This window comes from Pseudomonas sp. 2(2015), assembly GCF_000955865.1.
Lineage (GTDB): Bacteria > Pseudomonadota > Gammaproteobacteria > Pseudomonadales > Pseudomonadaceae > Aquipseudomonas.
Map to the genome: position 1 here is coordinate 220995 of NZ_JYOF01000007.1, position 24256 is coordinate 245250.

Here is a 24256-nt window from a genome sequence, read left to right on the forward strand (position 1 = left end):
AAGAGTAAGCAGCCATGACTTCAGCCTATTACACCGGTGAGGAGCGTAGTAAACGCATCTTTGCCATTGTCGGTGCGTCCTCGGGCAACCTGGTCGAATGGTTCGACTTTTACGTCTATGCCTTCTGCGCCATCTATTTCGCCCCGGCCTTTTTCCCCTCCGACGATCCGACGGTACAGTTGCTCAACACCGCCGGAGTGTTCGCCGCCGGCTTTCTGATGCGACCGATTGGTGGCTGGTTGTTCGGCCGCGTCGCCGACCGTCATGGCCGCAAGAATTCGATGATGATCTCGGTGCTGATGATGTGCGCCGGATCGCTGGTCATCGCCTGCCTGCCCACCTATGCCTCGATCGGCGCCTGGGCGCCGGCGCTGCTGTTGCTGGCGCGGCTGTTCCAGGGCCTGTCGGTGGGCGGTGAATATGGCACTACCGCCACCTACATGAGTGAAGTGGCGCTGCGCGGCCAGCGCGGTTTTTTTGCCTCGTTTCAGTACGTGACCCTGATCGGCGGGCAGTTGCTGGCGGTGCTGGTGGTGGTGATCCTCCAGCAGTTGCTCAGTGAAGACGAACTGCGCGCCTGGGGCTGGCGCATCCCGTTTGTGGTCGGTGCGATTGCTGCGCTGATCTCGTTGTTTCTGCGCCGCTCGCTGGAAGAAACCAGCAGCGCCGAAACCCGCAACGACAAGGACGCCGGCAGCATCGCCGGGCTGTTTCGCAACCACAAGGCGGCGTTCATCACCGTGCTCGGCTACACCGCCGGCGGCTCGCTGATCTTCTACACCTTCACCACTTACATGCAGAAGTACCTGGTCAACACCGCCGGCATGAGCGCCAAGACCGCAAGCTTCATCATGACCGGCGCATTGTTTTTGTACATGTGCATGCAGCCGTTGTTCGGCATGCTCTCGGACCGTATCGGCCGGCGTAATTCGATGCTGCTGTTCGGCGCGTTGGGCACGCTGTTCACCGTGCCGATCCTGCTGGCGCTGAAAACCGTCACCAGCCCGTTCCTGGCCTTCGTGCTGATTACCCTGGCGCTGTGCATCGTCAGCTTCTACACCTCGATCAGCGGTCTGGTCAAAGCCGAAATGTTCCCGCCGCAGGTACGCGCCCTGGGCGTCGGCCTGGCGTATGCGGTGGCCAACGCGCTGTTTGGCGGCTCGGCCGAGTACGTCGCCTTGGGGCTGAAATCCATGGGCATGGAAAACACCTTTTACTGGTACGTTACGGCGATGATGGCGATTGCCTTCCTGTTCAGCCTGCGCTTGCCGAAGCAGGCTGCGTACCTGCACCACGACCATTGACCTGTTCAAGGAACTGCCAATGAACCCGCGTCCGGGCAATCAGCTGTTCGATGCCTATTTCACCGCGCAGGGAATGCGCGAGATTTTCTCTGACCGTGGCCGGGTGCAGGGCATGCTTGATTTCGAAGCGGCCCTGGCTCGTGCCGAAGCGGCCACCGGGGTGATCCCCCAGGTGGCGGTGGCGGCGATCGAAACCGCCTGCCATGCCGAGCGCTACGACTTTGCCGCGCTGGCCGAGGCGATTGCCGTGGCCGGCAACTCGGCGATCCCGCTGGTCAAGGCGCTGGGCAAGGTGATTGCCAGTGGCGTACCGGAGGCCGAGCGTTATGTGCACCTGGGCGCCACCAGCCAGGATGCCATGGACACCGGCCTGGTGTTGCAACTGCGGGCGGCGCTGGCCTTGATCGAGGCCGACCTGGCGCAACTGACCAACGCCCTGGCGCGCCAGGCCGAGATTCACGCCGAGACGCCCCTGGCCGGGCGCACCTGGCTGCAACATGCTACGCCGGTCACCTTGGGCATGAAGATTGCCAGCTGGCTGGGCGCCTTGAATCGCCATCGCCAGCGCCTGCAGGAACTCAAGCCGCGCCTGCTGACCCTGCAGTTTGGCGGCGCCTCCGGGACCCTGGCGGCGTTGGGCGACAAGGCCTTGCCGGTCGCCGAAGCCTTGGCCGCAGATTTGCAGCTGACGCTGCCTGAACAACCCTGGCACACCCAGCGCGACCGTCTGGTGGAGTTCGCGGCGGTGCTCGGCATGATTGCCGGCAGCCTTGGCAAGCTCGGCCGTGACGTCAGCCTGCTGATGCAGACTGAAGCGGCTGAGGTGTTCGAGCCTTCGGCGCCGGGCAAGGGCGGTTCCTCGACCATGCCGCACAAGCGCAACCCGGTCGGCGCTGCGGTGCTGATCGGCGCCGCCACCCGGGTCCCGGGCCTGCTGGCCACGCTGTATGCCGCCATGCCCCAGGAGCACGAGCGCAGCCTCGGCCTGTGGCATGCCGAATGGGAAACCCTGCCGGAGATCTGCTGCCTGGTCTCCGGGGCGCTGCGCCAGGCACAGATCATCGCCGATGGCCTGGAAGTGGACGCCGAGCGCATGCGCCGCAACCTCGACCTGACCCAGGGCCTGGTGCTGGCGGAAGCGGTGAGTATCGTCCTGGCCCAGCGCCTGGGCCGTGACCATGCCCACCATCTGCTGGAAACCTGCTGCAAGCGGGCCGTGGCCGAGCAGCGCCATCTGCGCGCCGTGCTGGGCGACGAGCCGCAGGTCAGTGCCGAACTTTCGCCAGACGAGCTCGATCGTCTGCTCGACCCAGCCCACTACCTCGGTCAGGCTCGTGCCTGGGTCGAGCGGGCGCTGGCTGAACATCACCGCGTCAATGCCTGAAGGAGGCTGCAGTGGCACAGGTACAACTCACCGATGGCGTACTCAACTATCAACTCGAAGGCCCGGAACACCTGCCGGTGCTGGTGCTGTCCAATTCTCTGGGTACTGACCTGCACATGTGGGACACCCAGGTGCCGGCTTTGACTGCGCATTTTCGCGTGCTGCGCTACGACACCCGCGGCCATGGCGGTTCGCTGGTGACCCCGGGGCCGTACAGCATCGAACAACTGGGGCAGGATGTAGTGGCGTTGCTCGATGCCTTGCATATCGAACAGGCGCATTTCTGCGGTCTGTCGATGGGCGGGCTGATCGGCCAGTGGCTGGGGATCAACGCCGGCGAGCGGCTGAACCGCCTGATCGTGTGCAACACCGCGGCCAAGATCGGCGCGCCGGACACCTGGAACCCGCGCATCGAGCTGGTATTGCGTGATCGTCAAGACGCCATGGTCGGCTTGCGTGATGCCTCGATCGAGCGCTGGTTCACCAAAACCTATGCCGAGGGCAATCCCGACCAGGCCAAGCGGATTACCGATATGCTCGCCGCCACCTCGCCTGAAGGCTATGCGGCCAACTGCGGGGCGGTGCGCGATGCTGATTTTCGTGAGCAACTGGGCCAGATCAAGGTGCCGCTGCTGGTGATCTCCGGCAGCCACGACGCAGTGACGCCGCCGGCCGGTGGGCGTTTCATCCAGGAGAACGTGGCGGGCGCGCAGTACGCCGAATTCCACGCTGCGCACCTTTCCAACGTCGAAGTCGGTGCGCCGTTCAGCCGCCGGGTAATTGATTTTCTGCTGGGCCGAGAGGGCTGACCATGGACGAAAAACAACGTTATGACGCCGGCATGCAAGTGCGCCGCGCGGTGCTCGGCGATGCCCATGTCGACCGTAGCCTGAGCAACCTGAGCGAGTTCAACAGCGAGTTCCAGGAAATGATCACCCGCCACGCCTGGGGTGACATCTGGACCCGCCCGGGCCTGCCGCGGCATACCCGCAGCCTGATCACCATCGCCATGCTGATTGGCATGAACCGCAACGAGGAGCTGAAGTTGCACCTGCGCGCGGCGGCCAACAATGGCGTGACCCGTGAGGAGATCAAGGAAGTGCTGATGCAGAGCGCGATCTACTGCGGCATTCCGGCGGCCAATGCCACCTTCCACCTGGCCGAGTCGGTGTGGGATGAGTTGGGGGTTGAGTCCAGGGGCTGACCCTCAGGGCCTCATCGCGGGGCAAGCCCGCTCCAACAGGTTTGGTGTAAGAGCAGGGCTGCAAAGCAGCCCCGCTCAGACCGCTGCCTTCTTCTGCCGAACCGCCACCGGCCCGACATTCTCCTCGATGGCCTTCTTCAGCTCCGGGCGCAACCCCAGCAAGAACCCCAGCTCCACCACCACGAACAACGGCCCGATGATCAAGCCCATCAGATCATCGACAAACGCCGGCTTGCGGCCTTCATAGTGGTGGCCGACAAACTGGATCACCCAGCCGATCACGAACAACACCAGCCCGGCACTCAGCCAGACCAGGGTGCTTTGCACCGCCAGCGCCTGCCCGGCCCACAGGCACAAGCCCAGCAACAACGCCATCAGCAGGCCCAGGCGTTGGTCCAGGCGCAGGTAGAACCAGCCGGTAACCAGCGCCACCAGCAGTGCTGGCGACAGCCAGACGCCAGCTAGTTCGGTGCCCGGGCGTGACAGCAAAACCGTTACCGCCAGCACGATCAGCGGTATGCCGATGAAGTGGGTGGCGATGTTGCGCGGGTCGCGGTGGTAGGCGGCGTATTGACTCAGGTGTTCGACCAGGTTTTTCATTGTTGTTCCTCCTGTAGGTGACGTGAGCATGTCCTACAGATATCCACCTGTCTGTCGGCTAGCCGACAGAGTTCAGCTTCGAGGCGCCATGCGCGAAACCCTGCTGCAAGGTCACTGGTTCCAGGCATTGCCTCCCAGCTTTCAGGATAGCCTGCTGGCACTGGCCCGGCCGCGTCAGCTGGCGGCCGGGCAATACCTGTTCCAGCGCGGCGATGCGCCGTGCGGGCTGTATGCGGTGCTCGACGGGGCGATGCGCGTGGGCGCGGTGGCCACCGATGGCAAGGAGGCGCTGCTGACCCTGATCGAAGCGCCGCACTGGTTCGGCGAGATCAGCCTGTTCGACGGCCAGCCGCGCACCCACGACGCCCAGGCCGAAGGACTGACCCAGTTGCTGTGGATCCCCCAGGCGCCGCTGTTGAAGTTGCTCGATCAACAGCCCCGGCACTGGCGCGACGTGGCCTTGTTGATGAGCCATAAACTGCGCGTGGTGTTTGTTGCGCTGGAGCAGCAGAGCCTGCTGGCCGCCGCACCGAGGGTGGCCCACAGGCTGTTGCAGATCGCCGCCGGCTATGGCGAGTTGCTTGGCAGCCGGCGCGTGCTGCAACTGTCCCAGGAGCAACTGGCGCTGATGCTCTCGCTGTCGCGCCAGACCACCAACCAGATCCTCAAGTCGCTGCAGCAGGAAGGCGCCTTGCGCCTGGGCTATGGCGAGATCGAGATCCTCGACCCGGCACGCCTGCAGGCCCTGGCTAGTCCGGCTGGAACGGCGACTGACTGAGGATCACTCCGGTCTCCTCGACATACTTCTGCCATTCGCCCAGCAGCGCCTGCAGCTTCGCCGGTTGTACTGCGGCCAGGTCGTTGATTTCGCCCGGGTCGCTGGCCAGGTCGTACAACTGCCAGGTGGCCGGGCCGACCGGGCCGGGAATGTACAGCGCTTTCCAATGGCCCTGGCGAATGGCCCGGCGCCCGAACAGCTCCCAGCCGGTGACGGTGTTTTCGTCGTGCACTTGCTCGGTCTCGCCCGACAGGTAACCCAGCCAGGATTTACCGCGCAGCGGCGCCACCTCACGGCCGCGCCAGCGCTTGCCGGGGTGGCGCACACCGGCAAGATCGAGCAGGGTCGGGGTGATGTCCATCACCGTGCTGAACTGCTGGCTGATCTGACCCTGGCGTGCCAATGCCGGGTAATGCACCAGCGCCGGTACGCGAATCCCGCCTTCGCTGGTAAAGGCCTTGTACAGCCGCGACGGTGCGGTGGCCGCCTGGGCCCAGTGCGGGCCATACCAGACATAGGAGTTGGCCCGGCCGATGTTGTCCAGGCTGTTGTCGTAGTGCTGGTCGAGGTAGCTGGCCAGTTGCGGGCCGAACTTGGGGAAGGCTTCGAGCAGCGCACCTTCGGCGCCGTTGTCGGACATGAACAACACCAGGGTGTTGTCGAGCAGGCCCTGGTTGCGCAGGTAGTCGAGCACCCGGCCGATGTTCCAGTCCATGCGCTCGACCATCGCCGCGTACACCTCCATGGCCCGCGCCGAGCGCTGGCGTTGCTCGTCGCTGAGGCTGTGCCAGTGGTTGTCGACCGGGTGGGCCTGGGTGTCGGCGGCGATCAGGCCGAGCGTGCGCAGTTTTTCCAGGCGCTCCTGGCGCAGCACTTCGGGGCCGGCGTCGTAGCGGCCCTGGTAGCGCGCCACCACTTCGGCCGGCGCCTGCAACGGCCAGTGCGGCGCCGAGAACGGCAGGTAGGCGAAGAACGGCCGGCTCTGGTCGCGCTCCTTCAGGTACTGCAGCAGCTTGTCGCCGAAGGCGTCGGAAGAATAGAAATCCTTGGGCAGTTCGTCGATGAAGGTCTGGTCTTCGATGTACAACGCCGGCGTTGATTTGAGCAGGCCCGGGGTGTGTTCGTCGTAGGTCGGTTCAAAGCCATAGTGGTTGGCCGCGCCCGGCAGCAGGGCGAAGGAGCGCTCGAAGCCGCGGGCCTGGGGCGCCAGCTCGGCGGTCAGGCCCAGGTGCCATTTGCCGCTCATCAGGGTCTGGTATCCGGCATCGCGCAGCAGCTCCGGCAAGGCCACCACGCGGTCGTTGAGGTAGCCTTCGTAGCCCGGCTTGCCGATCAGCTCCGGGGTCAGCGCCTCGGCCATGGTGCCGATGCCGGCGATATGGTGATCGGTGCCGGTGAGCAGCATCGAGCGGGTGGGCGAGCAGGTCGGCGCGGTATGAAAGTCGGTCAGGCGCAGGCCGGCGGTGGCCAGCGCGTCGAGGTTCGGCGTGGCGATTTCGCCGCCGAAGGCGCCGATATCGGAGAAACCCAGGTCGTCGGCAACGATGACCAGAAAGTTGGGGCGTTGGCTCATGGTCGGTTCTCAGTAGGCAAGGTAGGTCAAGGGCAGGTCGCGGATCTGTTCCTGCGCCGGTGGCAGGTAGCGCGCGTCGGCGGTCAGTTCGTGCAGCAGGTCTTCGCGCAGGCGGTGGAAGGCCAGGCTTGCGCGTTGGCGCGGGTGCGCCAGGTCGATCTCGACGATGCGCTTGATCCGCCCCGGGCGCGGCTCCAGCACCACCACGCGGTCGGCGAGAAACAGCGCTTCCTCGACATCGTGGGTCACCAGCAGGGTGGTGATGCGCGCGCGCTCGCGAATCGCCAGCAGCTCGTCCTGCATCTGCTGGCGGGTCAGCGCGTCGAGGGCGCCGAAGGGTTCATCGAGCAGAAGAATGCGCGGGCTGGCCACCAGGCCGCGGGCAATCGCCACGCGCTGGGCCATGCCACCGGACAGCTGGTGCGGGTAGGCCTGGCTGAAGTCCTCAAGGCCGACCAGGGCGATGTACTGGTTGATGCGTTGCTGGCGCTGCTCGTTGTTCAAGGGGTCGTTGACCAGGCCCAGGGCGATGTTTTGCGAAACCGTCAGCCAGGGGAACAGCCGGTGCTCCTGAAAGACGATGCCGCGTTCGCTGCCGATGCCATCGAGCGGCTTGCCATCGATCAGGATCTGCCCCTGGTAGTCGTTGTCCAGGCCGATCAGCAGGCGCAGCAGGGTGGATTTGCCGCAGCCGCTGGCGCCGACGATGGCGACGAATTCACCGTCGGCGATCTGCAGGTTGAAGTCGCGGATGGCTTCCAGCTCGCCGCCAGCAACGGCGAAGTGTTTGCCGACCTGATTGAAACTGACCAGGGCAGGGGCGATGGCGTTCATGCTCGTCTCCAGCGCGTGGCGCGCAATTCGAGGTGTTGTCCGAGGGCGCCCAGCAGGGCGCCGGTGAGGCCGACCAGGAGCATCCCGGCCATGATGATGTCCATGCGCAGCAGTTGCTGGGCGCCGATCATCAAGCTGCCGATACCGCCGCCCGAAGGCATGAAATATTCGGCGCCGATGGTGCCCAGCCAGGCGTAGATCAGGCTGATGCGCAGGCCGGCGAAAATCCCCGGCGCCGCGCCCGGCAGCACCAGCCGGCGCAAGCGCTGGGGCAGATCGAGGTGCAGTACGCGGGCGGCTTCCTCCAGCTGTGGCGAACGGCTGGCCACCGCCCGCTGGGTGGCAATGAACAGCGGGAAGAACGCCGCCAGGCCAACGAACACCCACTTGGCCAGTTCACCAAGGCCGAACCAGGCGGTCAGCAGCGGCACCCAGGCGAAGATTGCGATCTGCCGCAAGCCGGCCAGGCTGGGCCCGAGCAGGCGTTCGGCAGGCGTCGACAGCCCCAGCCACAGGCCCAGGGCGAAGCCCAGGCCACCGCCGAGCAGCAAACCGCCCAGTGCCCGGCCGACACTGATGGCCAGTGCGCCGCTGAGCGAGCCGTCAAGCAGGCCGTCCCAGGTGGTGTGCAAGACCTGCAGCGGGGCGACCAGGATCTGCGTGTCGACCCAGTCCAGCTGATTGGCCAGTTGCCACAGCACCAGCAGCGCCAACGGTAGCAGCAGGGCCTGCAGGCGCTGGCCACTCTGCAGGCGCGAGACCCGCAGCTCGGCGCTGGGCGGGTGCGGCCAGTGCACCAGGCGCCGGTCGAGCCAAGCCAAGCCACGGTCCATGACAAAACCCAGCAGGCCGATGACCAGGATGCAGACGAAGACGATATCGAGCATGAACAACTGCCGGGCCCAGACCATCAGGTAGCCGATGCCTTCACTGGAGGCCAGCAGCTCTACCGCCAGCAATGAAGTCCAGCCTGTGGCCAGGGCCAGGCGCACGCCGGCGAGAAAGGCCGGCAGGGCCGCCGGAAAAATCAGCCGGCTGATCAACAGGCGCGGCGGCAGGCGCAGTACCGTCGCCGCTTCGCGCAGGCGTGGCTGGGCATCGCGCACGCCGACCAGGGTGTGCAGGGTCACCGGGACGATGATCGCCTTGACCAGCACCACCAGCTTGAGCACCTCGCCGATACCGAACAGCACCATGAACAGCGGCACCCAGGCCAGGGTCGGGATCTGCGCCAGGGCATTGAAGGTCGGCAGCACCAGGCGTTCGGCGCGACGGCTGAACCCCAGCCAGGCGCCGAGCAAGGCGCCGCTGGCAACCCCCACCAGCAGGCCCAGGGCCAGGCGTTGCAGGCTGATCGCCAGGTGTGTCCACAGCTCGCCCTGGGCCAGTTCCAGGCCGCTCTGCCAGACCAGGCTCGGCGCTGGCAGTATCTGTTCGCTCATCCACTGGTTGCGGCTGGCCAACCACCACAGGGCGGCCAATGACAGCGGCAGATACCAGGCTTGCAGGCGGCGCAGGGGCAGGCCGCCGAACCGTCGCGTCCGGCCTGGGGGGCTTGCCAGTGGCAGGCTGGAAAGTGAAGCTCGGGCCATGGAAAACCTCCGCACATTGGCTATTTGCTTATTCTTAAATTGAATTATTCGGTGAGTTTCAATGCGTTTAGGTGATAAGAACCTGCATTTAAAGCCGCTGCCATAACCCGCAGCCAATGCATTCGAAGCATATTTTTCTTGTGTCTGATGCATGGCACGCTGCAAGGCACGTGCTGCGGCATTTATGCTTACAAGTTATTAAAATGTAATTTATTAGTATTTATTTAATGGTTCGGGTTGTCGGTAGCGTGGGCGCACCATTACCAGGAGTCGCGTGCCATGAACCTGTCGATCAACCGTGTGTTTAACCTGTTTGCCGTTCCCGCCCTGGCCGCGGTGGTCGGCTGGCTGCCGCCGCTGGCCCTGGCTGGCGAGGTCAAGGAAATCCGCATCGCCGTGCCTGACCTGAGCGCCGGCACCCAGCATTCCGGTGGCGGTGTGACCGACGTGCTGCGCGACCAGCAACTGCTGGAAAAAGCCTTCGCCGCCGATGGCATCCACATCCAGTGGAACTACTTCAAGGGCGCCGGCCCGGTGATCAACGAGGCCTTCGCCAACGGCCAGGTCGACTTCGCCTACCTTGGCGACCTGGCGGCGATCATCGGCAAGGCCAATGGCCTCGACACCCGCCTGCTGGCCGCCACCGGGCGCGGCATCAAGCACTACCTGGGGGTGGCGCCGGGCAGTAACATCAAGACCCTGCAAGACCTCAAGGGCAAGCGCGTGGCGGTGTTCCGCGGCACCGCCACCCAGCTGTCGTTCGACGCCGCCCTGGCCAGCCAGGGCCTGAGCGAGAAGGACCTGAAGGTCATCAACCTGGATTTCAACGCGGCGATTGCCGCCCTGGCCGCCAGGCAGATCGACGCCACTTGGGGCTCGACCGGCATCAGCGCCCTCAAGCAACGCGGCCTGGCCGAGCTGCCGTTGAATACCCGCGACCTGAGCGGCGCCGGCAATGTCCAGGCGGTGCTCGTGGGCTCCGGGCGCTTTGTCGACGAGCATCCCGAACTGGTGGAAAAACTGCTGGCCGCCCAGCAGCAGGCCGTGCACTGGCTGACCCAGGACGACAACAAGGACGCTTATATCCAGCTGGTTTCGGGGCTGGCCAGCTACCCGCCGGCGATCCTCCAGCAAGACTTGCAGGATGAGCAACTGAGCAAGATCTTCCCCTCGACCCTGGATGCCGACTTCCTGAGCAAATTGCAGGCGTCAGTGGACCTGGCCGCCGAGCAGCGGCTGATCCGCAAAGGGTTCAAGGTCGATCAGTGGCTGGCACCGCAGGCTATCCGGCCAGCACCTGCACCTCTGGCTGCCGATCGAGGCTGACCAGGGTTTCGATCATTGCCCGGGCGGCGGGCGAGAGGCGGTATCCGCTGCGGCTGACGATGCCGCAGCGGGCGTTGAGGCTATCAAGGTTGGCCGGCAGGTTGCGCCAGTGCAGGCGCACCAGGCGGCCGTGGTCGATGTCCTCGGCAAAGGCTTCTTCGGTGCCGATGCCAATGGCATCGGTACCCAGCACGATTTTCACCAGGGTCGGCAGGTGCTCGGTTTGCACCTGTGGGGCGAAGTCGGTCTTGCCGCTGAGGTTGGCCAGCAGCTTGCGCACCCCCGGTGGGATCAGGGTGGTGGCCAGCGGGTAGTCGAACATGTCGTTGGTCGACAGGCTGTCCTTGGCCAGCAGCGGGTGCCCCGGGCGGCAAAAGAACAGGCCGCGGCGTGGGCTCAGCGCTTGGGTCTGGAAGTTCGGGTCGGCCTCGAAGTGGCGGATATCGGCGACGAAGAATTCGATCTCTTCACGGTTTAGCGCGCGGCTGAGTTTTTCCCAGTTATCCACGTCGAAGCAGGTGCGCACCTTGGGGTGGGCGGCGAGAAAGCGCGCCACCGCCTGCGGCACCAGGTGCACTGCCGGCGCCGGGCCGCAGCCAAAGTGCAGCTCGCCGGCATCGAGCTTGGTCATCTGCTGCACTTCGCTGTTGAGCTGAGCCGCGCCTTGCACCAGGCGCAGGGCGTGCTGCAGCACTACCTGGCCTTCGGGGGTGGGGCGCAAATCCTTGTTGCCGCGATCGATCAGCACGCAACCAAACTCCTGTTCCAGGCCCTGGATACTGCGGCTGAACGCCGGCTGGGTGATGCCCATGGCATCGGCGGCGCGGACAAAACTGCGGTGTTCGGTGAGGGCGATGAAGTAACGCAGTTGGCGAAGATCCATATGCTTTCCCGGCATTCCAAAAATACGGCGAAGGTATTTGCCGCCGCGCAGGCTCAGGTTTTAAATGCAAGCTCTTATTCCGTCAATGAAGTATCTGCTTATTTGTTAGAGCTTATTAGCATATCAATAGAGCAGAGCTTTCATCGGCACTTAGCGCAACCCAGCCAGATGAGGGTCAAACCATGAGCAATGCCGCACGCGCCGTAGCACCTGTCACCCACGCCCTGGAGATTCACCCGGTGGCCGGGCGCATCGGTGCCGAGATTCGTGGCGTCCAGTTGAGCGCCGACCTTGAACCGGCCGTGATCGAGGCCATCCAGGCTGCGCTGGTGCAGTACAAGGTGGTGTTCTTCCGCGCCCAGCCCCACCTTGATGACCAGGGCCAGGAAGCCTTCGCGCACCTGCTTGGCGAGCCGATCGCCCACCCGACCGTGCCGGTGCGCGAAGGCACCCGCTACCTGCTTGAGCTTGATGGTGGCGATGGGCGCCGGGCTAATTCCTGGCACACCGACGTGACTTTCGTCGATGCCTACCCCAAGGCGTCGATCCTGCGCTCGGTGGTGGCGCCTGAATCCGGCGGCGATACCGTCTGGGCTAACACCGCCACGGCTTACCAGGACCTTTCCGCTGAGCTGCAGGCCTTGGCGGACCAGCTCTGGGCGGTGCACAGCAACGAGTACGACTACGCCGCCGCCAAACCCAACGTGAGCCTTGAGCAGCTGGAAAACTACCGCAAGATCTTCACCTCGACGGTGTACGAAACCGAGCATCCAGTAGTGCGCGTGCACCCGGTCAGCGGCGAGAAAAACCTGCTGCTGGGGCACTTCGTCAAACGCATCAAGGGCTACTCGCAGAGCGACTCGGCGCACTTGTTCAACCTGCTGCAAAGCCATGTCATCCGGTTGGAAAACACCGTACGCTGGCGCTGGCAGGCCGGTGACGTAGCGATCTGGGACAACCGCGCGACCCAGCATTACGCAGTGGACGACTATGGCACCCAGGGCCGGGTGGTGCGCCGGGTGACCTTGCAGGGCGATGTGCCGGTGGGGGTTGCCGGGCAGCGCAGCCGCACGACTCGCGGGGCTTGAAGCCATCGCGGGTCAAGTCGAGTCGTCGCACCGCCGCTCCCACAGGTGTCCCAAACACCTGTGGGAACTGGCGTAGCAGCCGCAGGTTCAGAGAATACCGATCGGATAACTGATGATCAGCCGGTTCTCGTCAAAGGCGTTGGTGCTGTAGTCCCGGCGCATGGTCGAGTTGCGCCATTTCAGCGACAGGCTCTTCAAGGTCCCGGACTGGATTACATAAGCCAGCTCCGATTCCCGCGCCCATTCCTTGCCATCGGTGATGGCGCCGGTATGCACGTTGTCGCCGCTGATGTAGCGGTTCATCAGGGTCAGCCCGGGCACGCCGAGGGCGGCGAAGTTGTAGTCGTGACGCAACTGCCAGGAGCGCTCCTGGGCGTTGTCGAAGCTTGAGTTGTAGCTGTCGTTGGCCAGGGTGCCACCACTGGTGCCATTGACCCGCATCCAGGCATCGTCGCCGCTGACTTTCTGCAGGCCGACATAGAAGGTACTGGCGCCGTACTTGGCCGAGAGCATTGCCGAGGCGGTGCGGTTGTCCAGTTTGCCGGCGCGTTCGGCGCCGTCTTCCTTGCCGATGAAGTAGCCGAGGTTGGCGCCCAGGGTCCAGTCGCCCAGCGGCTGGCTGTGCACCAGGCTGAGGTACTGCTGGTTGTAGATGTCCTTGAGCTCGGCGTTCCACAAACCAATCATCGTGCGCTTGTCGTTGAAGCTGTATTCGCCACCGGCAAAGTTGAAACGGTCGGAGGTGAAGGCCGCGCGGCCGTTCATCGACATGTCTTCCATGCTCGCATCGTTACGCGGGCTGTTGCCGCGAAACTGCCCGGCATACAGGGTCAGGCCGGCGATTTCCTGCGAGGTGAGCTGGCCGCCACGGAAGGTCTGCGGCAGCGAGCGGCCGTCGTCGGAACGCAGGATCGGCAGCACCGGCATCCATTCGCCAACCTTAAGCTCAGTGTTGGAGATCTTCGCCTTCAGCGCCACCCCCAGGCGGCCGAAGTCATCGGCCGGGCGGCCATCATCGTGCACCGGCAGCAGGTGGGTACCCGCCGTGCCCTTGCCGCCATCGAGCTTGACCGAGTACAGGCCCAATACATCCACGCCAAAACCGACCAGGCCCTGAGTAAAGCCGGAGCGGGCGTCGAGGATGAAGCTCTGGGTCCATTCCTCGGCCTTGCCCTGGGGGTTGGCCGGGTCGACGAAGTTGCGGTTGATGTAGAAGTTGCGCAGGTTGAGGCTGGCCTTGGCGTCCTCGACAAAGCCGCCTTCGGCCGCGAGGGCGGGCAGGGCGCAAGTCATGGCCAGCAAGCCGGGAAGCAGGTGTCGTGCGGGTGTGGTCATCGTCAGTTGTCTCTTGTTTTTATGTAAGCCGAAGCCATCCGCTGCGACGCTTGGAGGTCACAGGCCGGGCTACGATCTTTGGGAATACGCTTTGGAAAAGCTGCGAAGCGATGGTGCGGCGGCGGGCGGGGATGAATCAATTCGTTACGGGCGGAATTGGGCGATAATCGAACGGTAACTGTTTGGTTAATTCCTTGGCCCGGGGTTACAAAAGGCTCTTCATGCAATCCTGAGATCTATGATTTTTGTGGTTGGGTTTGCAAGCTTATCCATTTGATGTGGCGCGGCTGCCGGCCCCTTCCGCCCTTACGGCGGGTCCCTTTTGTTCTTGGTGTAGAGACCGGACACATGGTTGACGGGTGTGCGGAGACATGGTGGACACTTTTCGGCGAGCTCACTTCGCCGGAAAACCATCATGCCTTGGAACACGAGAGATGCCATGAGCCTGAAAGAAGAGTTCGTTGCCTTGGCCCTGCAACCCGGCAGTAACAAGCGCCAACTTGATCTTGATATTCATGCACGCACTTCCAGACGCCGCGAAAAGCGACTTCAGGAGGCCGAGCGTAGGTGCCTGTAGGGGCGGTGCGCAGCACCTTCGGCGGCAGCCGAAGACGCGAGATGTAGACTTGCGAAGCAAGTCGTAGGCCGCGATGCCCCGGAAGGTGCCGTAGCGAGGGGACCCGAAGCGCAGCGTAGGGCCGTATGCAGGAGCAAGCGGTTTTGCCTACTTCTTCCCAAGAGAAAAGTAGGCCGCCGTAAAGGCGGAAGGGGCCAGCAGCAGCCCCACACTGAATGGATAAACTCGCAGCCTCAACATCCCAACCCGGGATTCTGTGAAGAGCCAAAAAAAAGCCCACCGCCAAGGGTGGGCTCTTCTACAGCACAGGGATTCAGCCTTTCGGCGTCTGGACCGCCGCCTGCTGCTGCGCCTGACCGGTCTGCTCGTACCAGCCGCCACCGAGGGCCTTGTACAGGTTGACCTCGCTGACCAGCTGCGACAGGCGATCGCTGATCAACGACTGCTGGGTGTTGAACAGCTGACGCTGGGCGTCGAGGAAGGTCAGGTTGCTGTCGATACCGATGCGGTAGCGACGCTCGGCCAGGCGGTAGTAGTCCTGGTTGGCGGCAACCAGGTCACGTTGGGCCTGCAACTGCTGGTTGAAGGTCTGGCGCGCGGCGAGGCCATCGGAGACTTCCTGGAAGGCGGTCTGGATGGTTTTCTCGTATTTCGCGACGTTGATGTCCTTCTGGATCTTCGAGTAGTCGAGGCTGGCGCGCAGGGCACCGGCGTTGAAGATCGGCAGGTTGATCTGCGGCTGGAACAGCCAGGTGCCCGAACCACCCTTGAACAGGCCGCCCATGTCCGGGCTCAGGGTGCCGGCATTGGCGGTCAGGCTGATGCTCGGGAAGAACGCTGCGCGGGCGGCGCCAATGTTGGCATTGGCGGCCTTGAGCAGGTGTTCGGCTTCCTGGATGTCTGGCCGGCGTTGCAGCAGGTCGGACGGCAGGCCCGCCGGCACTTCGGCCAGCAGGTCGCTGTCGAGCTTCTGCGCGGTCGGCAGGTTGGCCGGCACGCCGGTGCCGAGCAGCACGGTCAGGCTGTTGAGGTCCTGAGCAACCTGGCGCTGGAACTGCGCCAGTTTGACCCGCGCGCCCTCAACCGAGGTGCGTGCCTGGCTCAGGTCCAGAGCCGAGGCCACCCCCACTTCATTGCTACGCGCGGTCAGCTGATAGCTTTCCTCGTAGGTCTTGAGGGTGTCTTCGGTCAGCTTGAGCAGTGCCTGGTCGGCCTGCCAGGTGAAGTAGGCGTTGGCCACACTGGCCACCAGGCTGATCTGCGTCGAGCGCCGGGCTTCTTCGCTGGACAGGTAGTTCTCCAGCTGTTGCTCGGTCAGGCTGCGCACCCGGCCGAACAGGTCCAGCTCGTAGGCGCTGACCCCGAGGGTCGCCGAGTACTGGCTGGTGATGCCCGATTCGCCGGTTTGCGACATGTTTGCCGGCATCCGCTGGCGGCTGCCGCTGCCATTGGCCGAAACCGCCGGGAACAGGTCGGCACGCTGGATGCGGTATTGCGCACGGTAGGCATCGATGTTCAGCGCCGCGACCTTGAGGTCGCGGTTGTTGACCAGCGCGGTCTGGATCAACTGCTGCAGCGCCGGGTCATGGAAGAACTGACGCCAGCCCTGTTCGGCGGCGGCCACCTCGGCCGACTCGGTCGGCGAGTAGGCAGGGCCTTGCGGCCACTGCGCGGCCACCGGCGATTCCGGGGTCTGGTAGTCAGGGATCAGCGAGCAGCCGCCAAGAATGAAAGCGGTTACTGCCAGGGACAACAGGGACTTACTCATTGCCCGGCCTCATAGCGTGGAGTTTCAGGGGTGGCGTCTTCTTCGGGCTTCTTGCTACCGAACAGCGACGACACACTTACGAAGAACAATGGCACCCAGAAGATCGCCAGTACCGTGGCGGTGATCATGCCGCCGATCACCCCGGTACCGATCGCATGCTGGCTACCCGAGCCTGCACCGCTGGAAATGGCCAACGGTACCACGCCGAGAATGAACGCCAGCGAGGTCATGATGATCGGCCGCAGACGCATCCGGCAGGCTTCGATGGCTGCGTCGATCAGGCTGCGGCCCTGCTCGTGCAGCTCTTTGGCGAATTCGACGATCAGGATCGCGTTCTTCGCCGCCAGGCCGATGGTGGTCAACAGACCCACCTGGAAATACACGTCGTTGGACAACCCGCGCAGGCTGGTGGCCAGCAGCGCACCGATGATCCCCAGCGGTACCACGAGCATGACCGCGATCGGGATCGACCAGCTTTCATACAGCGCTGCCAGGCACAGGAACACCATCAGCAGCGACAGGGCGTACAGCGCTGGCGCCTGGGAGCCGGACAGCCGCTCCTCGTACGACAGGCCCGTCCATGAGTAACCGATACCCGCCGGCAGTTGCGCGGCCAGGCGCTCGACCTCGAGCATGGCTTCACCGGTACTGTAGCCAGGGGCTGGTGCACCGAGGATTTCCATGGCTTCGACACCGTTGTAACGCGACAGCTTCGGTGCACCGTAGATCCACTCGCCCTTGGCGAAGGAGGAGAACGGCACCATCTCGCCGGCGGCGTTGCGCACGAACCACTTCTGCAGGTCTTCCGGGCTCATCCGTGCACCGGCTTCACCCTGGATGTAGACCTTCTTGACCCGGCCGCGGTCGATGAAGTCGTTGACGTAGCTGGCACCCAGGGCAATCGACAGGGTGTTGTTGATGTCGGCGATGGTCACGCCCAGGGCACTGGCGCGCTCGTCGTCGACGGTCAGCTGGTACTGCGGTTCATCGTTCAGGCCGTTCGGGCGGACTGCCGAGAGGATCTTGCTTTGCGCAGCCATGCCGAGGAACTGGTTACGCGCTTGCATCAGTTTTTCGTGGCCGACACCGGCACGGTCTTGCAGGAACACGTCGAAACCGGTGGCGTTACCCAGCTCCAGTACCGCAGGCGGGGCAAAGGCGAACACCATCGCGTCGCGGAAGCTGAAGAAGTGCTGCTGGGCACGGTTGGCCAGGTTGAACACGTTGTTCTCGGCCGAACGTTCGCCCCATGGCTTGAGCATGATGAAGGCCATGCCCGAGCTCTGGCCGCGACCGGCGAAGTTGAAGCCGTTGACGGTGAACACCGAGGCAACGGTATCGGCTTCCTTGTCGAGCAGGTAGCTGCGCATCTCGTCGATCACCACCTGGGTGCGCTCGGCGCTGGAACCGGCCGGGGTCTGCACCTGGGCAAACAGTACGCCCTGGTCTTCTTCAGGCAAGAACGCCGTCGGAATGCGGGTGAACAGCCAGATCATGCCGACCACGATCAGCAGGTAGGCCAGCAGGTACGGGGCCTTGTGCCGCAGCATGTTGCCGACGCCGCGCTCGTAACTGCGCACGCTGCGGTCGAAGTTGCGGTTGAACCAGCCGAAGAAGCCGCGCTTGGCAACGTGGTGCTCGCCCTTGGCAATCGGCTTGAGCATGGTCGCGCACAGTGCCGGGGTGAAGATCAGTGCCACCAGTACCGACAGGGCCATGGCCGAGACGATGGTGATGGAGAACTGTTTATAAATCACACCGGTGGAGCCGCCGAAGAAGGCCATGGGCAGCAGTACCGCCGACAGCACCAGGGCGATACCGACCAGGGCGCCCTGGATCTGGCCCATGGACTTCTTGGTCGCTTCCTTGGGTGACAGCCCTTCTTCGGACATTACCCGCTCGACGTTCTCCACCACGACGATGGCATCGTCCACCAGCAAGCCGATGGCCAGTACCATGCCGAACATGGTCAGGGTGTTGATGCTGAAATCGAACGCCGCAAGAATCCCGAACGTACCCAGCAATACCACCGGTACGGTCATGGTGGTGATGATGGTGGCGCGGAAGTTCTGCAGGAACAGGTACATCACCAGGAACACCAGCACGATCGCTTCGATCAGGGTGTGGATTACCCCGCTGATCGACTCGGTCACCACTGGCGTGGTGTCATACGGGAACACCGCCTTCATGCCTTCCGGGAAGAACGGTTCCAGGTCGGTGATGGTCTGGCGCAGGGCCTTGGCGGTATCCAGGGCGTTGGCGCCGGTGGCCAGTTTCACCGCAAGGCCAGAGGCCGGCTTGCCGTTGAACTGGGCGCTGATTGCGTAGTTTTCACCACCCAGGCCGACCTTGGCGACATCACTCAGGCGCACCTGGGAGCCGTCACGGTTGACCTTGAGCAGGATCTTCTCGAACTGCTCGGCGGTCTGCAGGCGGGTCTTGCCGATGATCGTGGCGTTCAGCTGGGTACCCGGCAGGGCAGGCAGGCCGCCGAGCTGGCCGGAGGACACCTGGACGTTCTGCGCGGCCACGGCGGTACGCACGTCGACCGGAGTCAGCTGATACTTGTTCAGCTTGGCCGGGTCGAGCCAGATGCGCATGGCGTACTGCGCACCGAATACCTGGAAGTCACCGACACCGGCAGTGCGCGAGATCGGGTCCTGCATGTTGGAGACGATGTAGTTGGCCAGGTCGTCCTTGGACATGCTGCCGTCTTCGGACACCAGGCCGATAACCAGCAGGAAGTTCTTCACCGCCTTGGTCACGCGGATACCCTGTTGCTGCACTTCTTGCGGCAGCAGCGGGGTGGCCAGGTTGAGCTTGTTCTGCACCTGGACCTGCGCGGTATCGGGGTTGGTACCCTGCTCGAAGGTCGCGGTAATGGTCATACTGCCGTCGGAGTTACTTTCCGACGACACATAACGCAGGTTGTCGATACCGTTGAGCTGCTGCTCGATCACCTGCACCACGGTGTCCTGCACGGTCTGCGCCGAAGCGCCCGGGTAGGTCACGGCGATGGCGATGGCCGGCGGCGCGATGCTTGGGTACTGGTTGATCGGCAACTTGAGGATCGACAAAGCGCCGACCAGCATGATCACCAAGGCGATCACCCAGGCAAAGATCGGGCGATCGATAAAGAATCTCGACATGGTTTACTCCCCTTTGGCCCCTGCAGTCGTTGCATTGGCCTGGGTTGGCTGGGCAGGCTTGACGTTGGTGGCTTCGCTGACCTTGACCTCGACGCCCGGCTTGACGAACTGCAGGCCTTCGGTGATCAGGCGGTCGCCCGGGTTCAGGCCTTCCTCGATCAGCCAGTCGCTACCGACGGTACGGCTGGCCTTGAGCTGACGCAGCTCGACCTTGTTGTCCTTGTTGACGATCAGCGCGGTCGGCTGGCCCTTGAGGTCGCGGGTCACGCCTTGCTGCGGCGCGAGGATGGCGGCGCTGTTGACCCCGGCAGCCAGGCGCGCATGCACGAACATGCCCGGCAGCAGGTTGTGCTCGGGGTTGGGGAACACGGCGCGCAGGGTCACGGAGCCGGTGGTCTGGTCAACCGAGACTTCGGAGAACTCCAAGCGGCCTTCCTTGCTGTAGGTGCTGCCGTCTTCCAGGGTCAGGGTGACCTTGGCGGCATTCTCGCCGACCTTCTGCAACTGGCCGCTTTCCAGCTCGCGACGCAGTTTAAGCAGCTCGGCCGAGGACTGGGTGACGTCGACATAGATCGGGTCGAGCTGCTGGATAACGGCCATGGCGTCGGCCTGGCCGTTGTTGACCAGCGCGCCTTCGGTTACCGAAGAGCGGCCGATACGGCCGCTGATAGGCGCCAGGACCTTGGTGTAGCGCAGGTCGATCTGGGCGCTGCGCAGCGAGGCTTCAGCCTGCAAACGTTTGGCTTGGGCGTCGTCGTATTCCTGGCGGCTGACAGCCTGTTCGTTGACCAGCTGCTTGTAACGCTCGGACAGCGAACGGGTCGATTGCAGGTTGGCCTGGGCGCTATTCAGGGTCGCCTCATACACCGACGGGTCGATCTGGTACAGCTGCTGGCCGTCTTTGACCTCGCTGCCTTCCTTGAACAGACGCTTGAGAATGATGCCGTTGACCTGTGGGCGAACCTCGGCGATGCGGTACGCGGTGGTACGGCCGGGGAGGTCGGATGTCAGGGTATAGGCTTGGGTTTGCAGGGTCACGACGCCGACCTGAGGAGCTTGCGCCGCAGGCGCCGCCTCTTCCTTTTTACAGCCGCTGAGCAGTGTTGCCAGGGCGACGGCGGAAACCAGAGCGGTAACAGCTGGCTTGAATTGCATGAAGATCCTCGGGTCGCAAGAGCTGAAGACGCTCAAGAATAATGGAAAGGGTGCGCTATAAAAAATGCTGTCGAGTGGATAAATAGCTTGCTAAGGAATATACTTACATTCATGGTTGTTTGTAAATACCTCGCAGGCGACGTGTTCAGCCAATGCGAGCCCCCAAATTAATACAGCCGGTAACAGCCTGCAGAGGCTGACCCGGCCCGACTCCCAGGCACCCTGCGTGCGTGCCCGGGCCTGATGAGGTTGTACTGCCATGGTCCGTCGAACCAAAGAAGAAGCCCAGGAAACCCGCGCCCAGATTCTCGAAGCTGCGGAAAAGGCCTTCTACAAGCGCGGGGTAGCGCGTACCACCCTGGCCGATATCGCCAAGGAGGCGGGTGTGACCCGCGGTGCTATCTACTGGCACTTCAACGACAAGGCCGAACTGGTGCAGGCCATGCTCGACAGCCTGCACGAGCCGCTGGACGCCCTGGCCCGGGCCAGCGAAAGCGAGGATGAACTCGACCCGCTCGGCTGCATGCGCAAGCTGCTGGTACGCTTGATGCACCAGATGGTGCTCGATCCGAAGACCCGGCGAATCAATGAAATTCTGCATCACAAATGCGAGTTCACCGATGATATGTGCGAGATCCGCCAGCAACGGCAGGCCTCGACGATCGAATGTCATGCCCATATTGCGTTGTCGCTGGGCAATGCAGTCAAGCGCGGGCAACTGCCCGCCGACGTGGACCCGGAACGCGCAGCGCTGGCCATCTATGCCTATATAGACGGACTGATTCGCCGCTGGCTACTGCTGCCCGACAGCTTCGACCTGCTTAACCAGGCCGAGCAGTGGATCGATACCGGGCTGGATATGCTGCGCTTGAGCCCCGCCTTGCGCAAATGAGACTTTGTGAAGCTTTGTGATCATTTGTTTCCACGTCAGTTATAAGGTCTTACGGGCGGCCGCGCAATTGTCTGTCAGGCAAGGCCAGCGCCGCCGTCAGCCCCAGCAGTGAAACTGCCGCGCTGCCGAGCAGCAGGTTGCGAAAGGTCAGCAGCAATTCAGCCTGCATTGCCGCGGTCGGTTCGCCGGCCTGCAGGCTGCCAAGCAGGGCATCGCCGGCCAGGCTCAAGCCGCCCTGGGCCAGCATCGCCAGCAACAGGGTGGACATGATAGCCACGCCCATGGCCCCGCCCAGTGAGCGGAACAGGTTGGTAGTACTGGTGGCCACGCCGATATCCCGCGGTTCTACCGCACTCTGGGTTGCCACCAGCGAGGTGGGGAACTGCAGGCCCGAGGCAATGCCGGTCAACAACATGAACACGCCACTGAACCAGGCTGCCTGCGGCGGGCTGAAGGCCATGCCGACGATGGCAAACGGCATCAGCAGTGCGCCGCCGAGAATCTGCGGTTTGTAGCGCCCTGTGTGCGAAGTCATGCGGCCGCCGCAATAAGCGCCGATGGGCAAGCCGATGGCCAGCGGCAGCAGGTGCAACGCGGCGCTGTCGGCGCCGGCACCGGTGATGCTCTGGTAGCGCAGCGGCATCAGCATGGTCAGCGAGATGGCCTGGAAGCTGGTAAAGAAAATCGTGCACCAGCACAGGGTGGCGATGCGATTGGCGAACAGCTTGAGCGGCAGCAGCGGTTCGGCGGTTCGCTGTTCATGCAGTACGAACAGCAGCAGGCCGATCAGCGCACAGCCGAGCAAGCTGGCCACTTGCGCAGAATCCCAGGGCTGGCCCTGGCCGATCAGGGTGATGCCCAGCAGCAGGCTGCCCAGGCCAAGAATCAGCAGCGCGGCGCCGAGGTAATCGACCTGCGCCTTGCGTGTAGGCACCTGCAGGCTGCGCAGGGCTCGGCGGGTCACCCACCAGGCGGTCAGGCCCAGCGGCAGGTTGAGCCAGAACACCCAGCGCCACGACAGGTATTCGGTGAGTATTCCGCCCAGCACCGGCCCGGCGACACTGGCCAGGGCGTACATGCTGCTGAAATAGCCCTGGTAGCGGCCGCGTTCGCGCGGCGGCACGAAGTCGCCGATGATCGCCTGGCTGACCGAGACCATGCCGCCGGCGCCGATACCCTGCAGCACCCGCGCCAGCACCAGTTGCTCCATGTTCTGCGCCAGTGCGCAGAAGATCGACGCCAGGGTAAACAGCGCAGTGCCGGTAAGAATCATCCGCCGCCGGCCGTACAAGTCGCCGAGCTTGCCGTAAATCGGCACCGCTACGGTCATGGCCACCATGTAGCCGGAAATCACCCAGGCGAGCAGGCCGACGTCGTTGAATTGCGCCGAAATCGCCGGCATCGACACGGCGACGATGGTCTGGTCGAGGGCGCCGAGGAAGATCGCCAGCATCAGCGCGACGAGCACGCTGCGCAGCACCGGTTGCGGAGTGTTCAGTTGAGTCACGGGCCAGCTCGGGGGCAGGTGAAGCCCGCAGCCGTTACGCTGCGGGAGCAGGTGCTGACCAGTCTACTCGATAGCTTGCTAAGCGTCTTCTTCGATTGGCTCGTAGGGCAGGCCGACGTAGTTTTCTGCCAGTGTTGTGCGGCCGGCTTCGGAGCTCACGTAATACTCAAGCTCGGTTTGCTGGATACGCTGGCTGAAGGCGTCGCTGCCCGGGAATCGATGCAGCATGGAGGTCATCCACCAGGAAAACCGTTCGGCTTTCCAGATCCGCCGCAGGCAGATCTGCGAGTAGCGCTCGAGCAGATCGGTGCGCCCTTCGCCGTAGACCTTGCGCAGGATGTTGTACAAGGTGCTGACATCGCTGGCCGCCAGGTTCAGGCCCTTGGCGCCGGTGGGCGGGACGATGTGCGCGGCGTCGCCGAGCAGGAACAGCTTGCCGTACTGCATGGGTTCGACGACGAAGCTGCGCAGCGGCGCGATGCTTTTCTCGATTGACGGGCCGGTCACCAGGCGCTCGGCAAGATCCGTGGGCAGGCGCGATTTCAGTTCAGTCCAGAAGCGCTCATCGGACCAGTCCTCGACCTTTTCTTCAGCCGCCACCTGCACGTAATAGCGAGTGCGGGTCGGCGAGCGCATGCTGCACAGGGCGAAGCCGCGCTCGTGGCGGGCGTACACCAGTTCGTCGCTGACCGGCGGGGTATCGGCCAGCACGCCGAGCCAGCCGAACGGGTAGACCCGCTCGAAAATCTTCAGCGCCTCAGCGGGAATCGATTGCCGGGCGATGCCGTGGTAGCCGTCGCAGCCAGCAATGTAGTCGCAGTCCAGGCGCAGCACTTCGCCGTTTTTCTCGAAGGTCAGGTAAGGGTGCTCGGACTTCAGATCATGGGGCCGGACGTTGTCGGCTTGATAGACCGTCACGGCGCCGCAGGCCTGGCGCGCTTGCATCAGGTCACGGGTGACTTCGGTCTGGCCGTAGATCATCACCCCTTTGCCGCCGGTCAGGCCCTTGAGGTCGATGTGTTCGCGGCGCCCGTCGAAGGCCAGTTCAAAACCGCTGTGGGGCAGGCCCTCGGCGTCCATGCGCGCACCGACGCCAGCTTCGCGCAGCAATTGGACCATGCCTTGTTCCAGCACCCCGGCACGGATGCGCCCGAGCACGTAGTCGGCGCTCTGGCGCTCGACGATGACGTTGGCAATCCCGGCCTTGTGCAGCAACTGGCCGAGCAGCAGTCCGGCAGGGCCGGCACCGATAATGGCGACTTGAGTCTTCATGGTTGTTATCCCAGGCAAGCTTCAGCGCAGGGCCG

20 protein-coding genes are annotated in these 24256 nt (G+C 63.8%); 8 read left to right on the forward strand and 12 right to left on the reverse strand.

The annotated features are described in order from the left end of the window. Window positions 1-14: 14 nt before the first annotated feature. Genes UB48_RS12710 through pcaC form a run of 4 tightly spaced genes read left to right on the forward strand, consistent with a single transcriptional unit; the run spans window position 15 to window position 3892 of the window. Entirely contained in the window at window positions 15-1304 is a 1290-nt protein-coding gene (locus UB48_RS12710) for an MFS family transporter (RefSeq protein WP_045197475.1), read from the forward strand. 19 nt (window positions 1305-1323) lie between these two features. Further along, window positions 1324-2688, forward strand: a complete 1365-nt coding sequence (locus UB48_RS12715) for a 3-carboxy-cis,cis-muconate cycloisomerase (protein WP_045197477.1) — start codon at window positions 1324-1326, stop codon at window positions 2686-2688. A gap of 11 nt (window positions 2689-2699) precedes the next feature. Then, entirely contained in the window at window positions 2700-3497 is a 798-nt protein-coding gene (pcaD, locus tag UB48_RS12720; RefSeq protein WP_045197479.1) for a 3-oxoadipate enol-lactonase, read from the forward strand. Between the two features lie 2 nt (window positions 3498-3499). After that, entirely contained in the window at window positions 3500-3892 is a 393-nt protein-coding gene (pcaC, locus tag UB48_RS12725) for a 4-carboxymuconolactone decarboxylase (protein WP_045197482.1), read from the forward strand. 75 nt (window positions 3893-3967) lie between these two features. Here pcaC and UB48_RS12730 read toward each other — a convergent pair whose 3' ends face one another. Continuing rightward, the gene (locus tag UB48_RS12730) at window positions 3968-4492 is read right to left on the reverse strand and encodes a DUF962 domain-containing protein (RefSeq protein WP_045197484.1); all 525 of its coding nucleotides are present in this window, start codon (window positions 4490-4492) and stop codon (window positions 3968-3970) included. Between the two features lie 88 nt (window positions 4493-4580). On the opposite strand from UB48_RS12730, the gene UB48_RS12735 reads away from it, so the two are divergent. Continuing rightward, on the forward strand, window positions 4581-5270 hold the full coding sequence (locus tag UB48_RS12735) for a Crp/Fnr family transcriptional regulator (protein WP_045197486.1): 690 nt from the start codon (window positions 4581-4583) through the stop codon (window positions 5268-5270). Here the strand turns inward: UB48_RS12735 and UB48_RS12740 are convergent. The 3 genes from UB48_RS12740 to UB48_RS12750 are packed head-to-tail and all read right to left on the reverse strand — an operon-like array spanning window position 5242 to window position 9269. After that, window positions 5242-6843: an arylsulfatase gene (locus UB48_RS12740; RefSeq protein ID WP_045197488.1), complete on the reverse strand. Its 1602-nt coding sequence runs from the start codon at window positions 6841-6843 to the stop codon at window positions 5242-5244. The two genes, UB48_RS12735 and UB48_RS12740, sit on opposite strands and share 29 nt — an antisense overlap. A 9-nt stretch (window positions 6844-6852) precedes the next feature. Beyond that, entirely contained in the window at window positions 6853-7677 is an 825-nt protein-coding gene (locus UB48_RS12745) for an ABC transporter ATP-binding protein (protein ID WP_045197491.1), read from the reverse strand. Continuing rightward, window positions 7674-9269 (reverse strand): ABC transporter permease, encoded by a 1596-nt coding sequence (locus UB48_RS12750; RefSeq protein WP_045197493.1) that lies wholly within the window; start codon window positions 9267-9269, stop codon window positions 7674-7676. The genes UB48_RS12745 and UB48_RS12750 overlap by 4 nt, the downstream gene beginning before the upstream one ends. A 279-nt stretch (window positions 9270-9548) precedes the next feature. Here UB48_RS12750 and UB48_RS12755 point away from each other — a divergent pair, with 279 nt between their 5' ends. Next, window positions 9549-10595: an ABC transporter substrate-binding protein gene (locus UB48_RS12755; protein ID WP_045197495.1), complete on the forward strand. Its 1047-nt coding sequence runs from the start codon at window positions 9549-9551 to the stop codon at window positions 10593-10595. Here UB48_RS12755 and UB48_RS12760 read toward each other — a convergent pair. After that, window positions 10552-11478, reverse strand: a complete 927-nt coding sequence (locus tag UB48_RS12760) for a LysR family transcriptional regulator (RefSeq protein ID WP_045197497.1) — start codon at window positions 11476-11478, stop codon at window positions 10552-10554. The genes UB48_RS12755 and UB48_RS12760 overlap by 44 nt on opposite strands. Before the next feature lie 182 nt (window positions 11479-11660). On the opposite strand from UB48_RS12760, the gene UB48_RS12765 reads away from it, so the two are divergent. Further along, the gene (locus tag UB48_RS12765) at window positions 11661-12566 is read left to right on the forward strand and encodes a TauD/TfdA family dioxygenase (protein ID WP_045197500.1); all 906 of its coding nucleotides are present in this window, start codon (window positions 11661-11663) and stop codon (window positions 12564-12566) included. 87 nt (window positions 12567-12653) lie between these two features. Here the strand turns inward: UB48_RS12765 and UB48_RS12770 are convergent, their stop codons facing one another. The 5 genes from UB48_RS12770 to UB48_RS12785 all read right to left on the reverse strand — a co-directional run bounded on the left by UB48_RS12770 (window position 12654) and on the right by UB48_RS12785 (window position 20550). After that, window positions 12654-13907 (reverse strand): OprD family porin, encoded by a 1254-nt coding sequence (locus UB48_RS12770; protein WP_045197501.1) that lies wholly within the window; start codon window positions 13905-13907, stop codon window positions 12654-12656. 388 nt (window positions 13908-14295) lie between these two features. Next, the gene (locus UB48_RS28200) at window positions 14296-14418 is read right to left on the reverse strand and encodes a hypothetical protein (protein ID WP_275559691.1); all 123 of its coding nucleotides are present in this window, start codon (window positions 14416-14418) and stop codon (window positions 14296-14298) included. Window positions 14419-14791: 373 nt separating this feature from the next. Continuing rightward, window positions 14792-16246 (reverse strand): AdeC/AdeK/OprM family multidrug efflux complex outer membrane factor, encoded by a 1455-nt coding sequence (locus UB48_RS12775; protein ID WP_045197503.1) that lies wholly within the window; start codon window positions 16244-16246, stop codon window positions 14792-14794. Continuing rightward, window positions 16243-19395, reverse strand: coding sequence for an efflux RND transporter permease subunit (locus UB48_RS12780; RefSeq protein ID WP_045197505.1), 3153 nt, complete (start codon window positions 19393-19395; stop codon window positions 16243-16245). The genes UB48_RS12775 and UB48_RS12780 overlap by 4 nt, the downstream gene beginning before the upstream one ends. A gap of 3 nt (window positions 19396-19398) precedes the next feature. Further along, the gene (locus UB48_RS12785; protein WP_045197507.1) at window positions 19399-20550 is read right to left on the reverse strand and encodes an efflux RND transporter periplasmic adaptor subunit; all 1152 of its coding nucleotides are present in this window, start codon (window positions 20548-20550) and stop codon (window positions 19399-19401) included. A gap of 259 nt (window positions 20551-20809) precedes the next feature. Between UB48_RS12785 and UB48_RS12790 the strand changes: the two genes are divergently transcribed. After that, window positions 20810-21442 (forward strand): TetR family transcriptional regulator, encoded by a 633-nt coding sequence (locus tag UB48_RS12790; protein WP_045197509.1) that lies wholly within the window; start codon window positions 20810-20812, stop codon window positions 21440-21442. A 49-nt stretch (window positions 21443-21491) separates the two neighbouring features. Here UB48_RS12790 and UB48_RS12795 read toward each other — a convergent pair whose 3' ends face one another. Together UB48_RS12795 and pobA are read right to left on the reverse strand one after the other, a co-directional pair. Then, window positions 21492-22895: an MDR family MFS transporter gene (locus UB48_RS12795; protein ID WP_045197896.1), complete on the reverse strand. Its 1404-nt coding sequence runs from the start codon at window positions 22893-22895 to the stop codon at window positions 21492-21494. A gap of 132 nt (window positions 22896-23027) precedes the next feature. Next, window positions 23028-24221, reverse strand: coding sequence for a 4-hydroxybenzoate 3-monooxygenase (gene pobA, locus UB48_RS12800; RefSeq protein WP_045197512.1), 1194 nt, complete (start codon window positions 24219-24221; stop codon window positions 23028-23030). Window positions 24222-24256 lie beyond the last annotated feature (35 nt).

Excerpts from the sequence above, each read along its gene's own strand:
- UB48_RS12755 (WP_045197495.1), top strand. The coding sequence starts at position 9,549 with ATGAACCTGTCGATCAACCGTGTGTTTAACCTGTTTGCCGTTCCCGCC.
- UB48_RS12760 (WP_045197497.1), bottom strand. The coding sequence starts at position 11,478 with ATGGATCTTCGCCAACTGCGTTACTTCATCGCCCTCACCGAACACCGC.
- UB48_RS12775 (WP_045197503.1), bottom strand. The coding sequence starts at position 16,246 with ATGAGTAAGTCCCTGTTGTCCCTGGCAGTAACCGCTTTCATTCTTGGC.
- UB48_RS12715 (WP_045197477.1), top strand. The coding sequence starts at position 1,324 with ATGAACCCGCGTCCGGGCAATCAGCTGTTCGATGCCTATTTCACCGCG.
- pcaC (WP_045197482.1), top strand. The coding sequence starts at position 3,500 with ATGGACGAAAAACAACGTTATGACGCCGGCATGCAAGTGCGCCGCGCG.
- UB48_RS12780 (WP_045197505.1), bottom strand. The coding sequence starts at position 19,395 with ATGTCGAGATTCTTTATCGATCGCCCGATCTTTGCCTGGGTGATCGCC.
- UB48_RS12790 (WP_045197509.1), top strand. The coding sequence starts at position 20,810 with ATGGTCCGTCGAACCAAAGAAGAAGCCCAGGAAACCCGCGCCCAGATT.
- UB48_RS12730 (WP_045197484.1), bottom strand. The coding sequence starts at position 4,492 with ATGAAAAACCTGGTCGAACACCTGAGTCAATACGCCGCCTACCACCGC.
- UB48_RS12750 (WP_045197493.1), bottom strand. The coding sequence starts at position 9,269 with ATGGCCCGAGCTTCACTTTCCAGCCTGCCACTGGCAAGCCCCCCAGGC.
- UB48_RS12740 (WP_045197488.1), bottom strand. The coding sequence starts at position 6,843 with ATGAGCCAACGCCCCAACTTTCTGGTCATCGTTGCCGACGACCTGGGT.
- UB48_RS12795 (WP_045197896.1), bottom strand. The coding sequence starts at position 22,895 with ATGCTGGCGATCTTCCTCGGCGCCCTCGACCAGACCATCGTCGCCGTG.
- UB48_RS12785 (WP_045197507.1), bottom strand. The coding sequence starts at position 20,550 with ATGCAATTCAAGCCAGCTGTTACCGCTCTGGTTTCCGCCGTCGCCCTG.
- pobA (WP_045197512.1), bottom strand. The coding sequence starts at position 24,221 with ATGAAGACTCAAGTCGCCATTATCGGTGCCGGCCCTGCCGGACTGCTG.
- UB48_RS12765 (WP_045197500.1), top strand. The coding sequence starts at position 11,661 with ATGAGCAATGCCGCACGCGCCGTAGCACCTGTCACCCACGCCCTGGAG.
- UB48_RS12735 (WP_045197486.1), top strand. The coding sequence starts at position 4,581 with ATGCGCGAAACCCTGCTGCAAGGTCACTGGTTCCAGGCATTGCCTCCC.
- UB48_RS28200 (WP_275559691.1), bottom strand. The coding sequence starts at position 14,418 with ATGAATATCAAGATCAAGTTGGCGCTTGTTACTGCCGGGTTGCAGGGC.
- UB48_RS12745 (WP_045197491.1), bottom strand. The coding sequence starts at position 7,677 with ATGAACGCCATCGCCCCTGCCCTGGTCAGTTTCAATCAGGTCGGCAAA.
- UB48_RS12710 (WP_045197475.1), top strand. The coding sequence starts at position 15 with ATGACTTCAGCCTATTACACCGGTGAGGAGCGTAGTAAACGCATCTTT.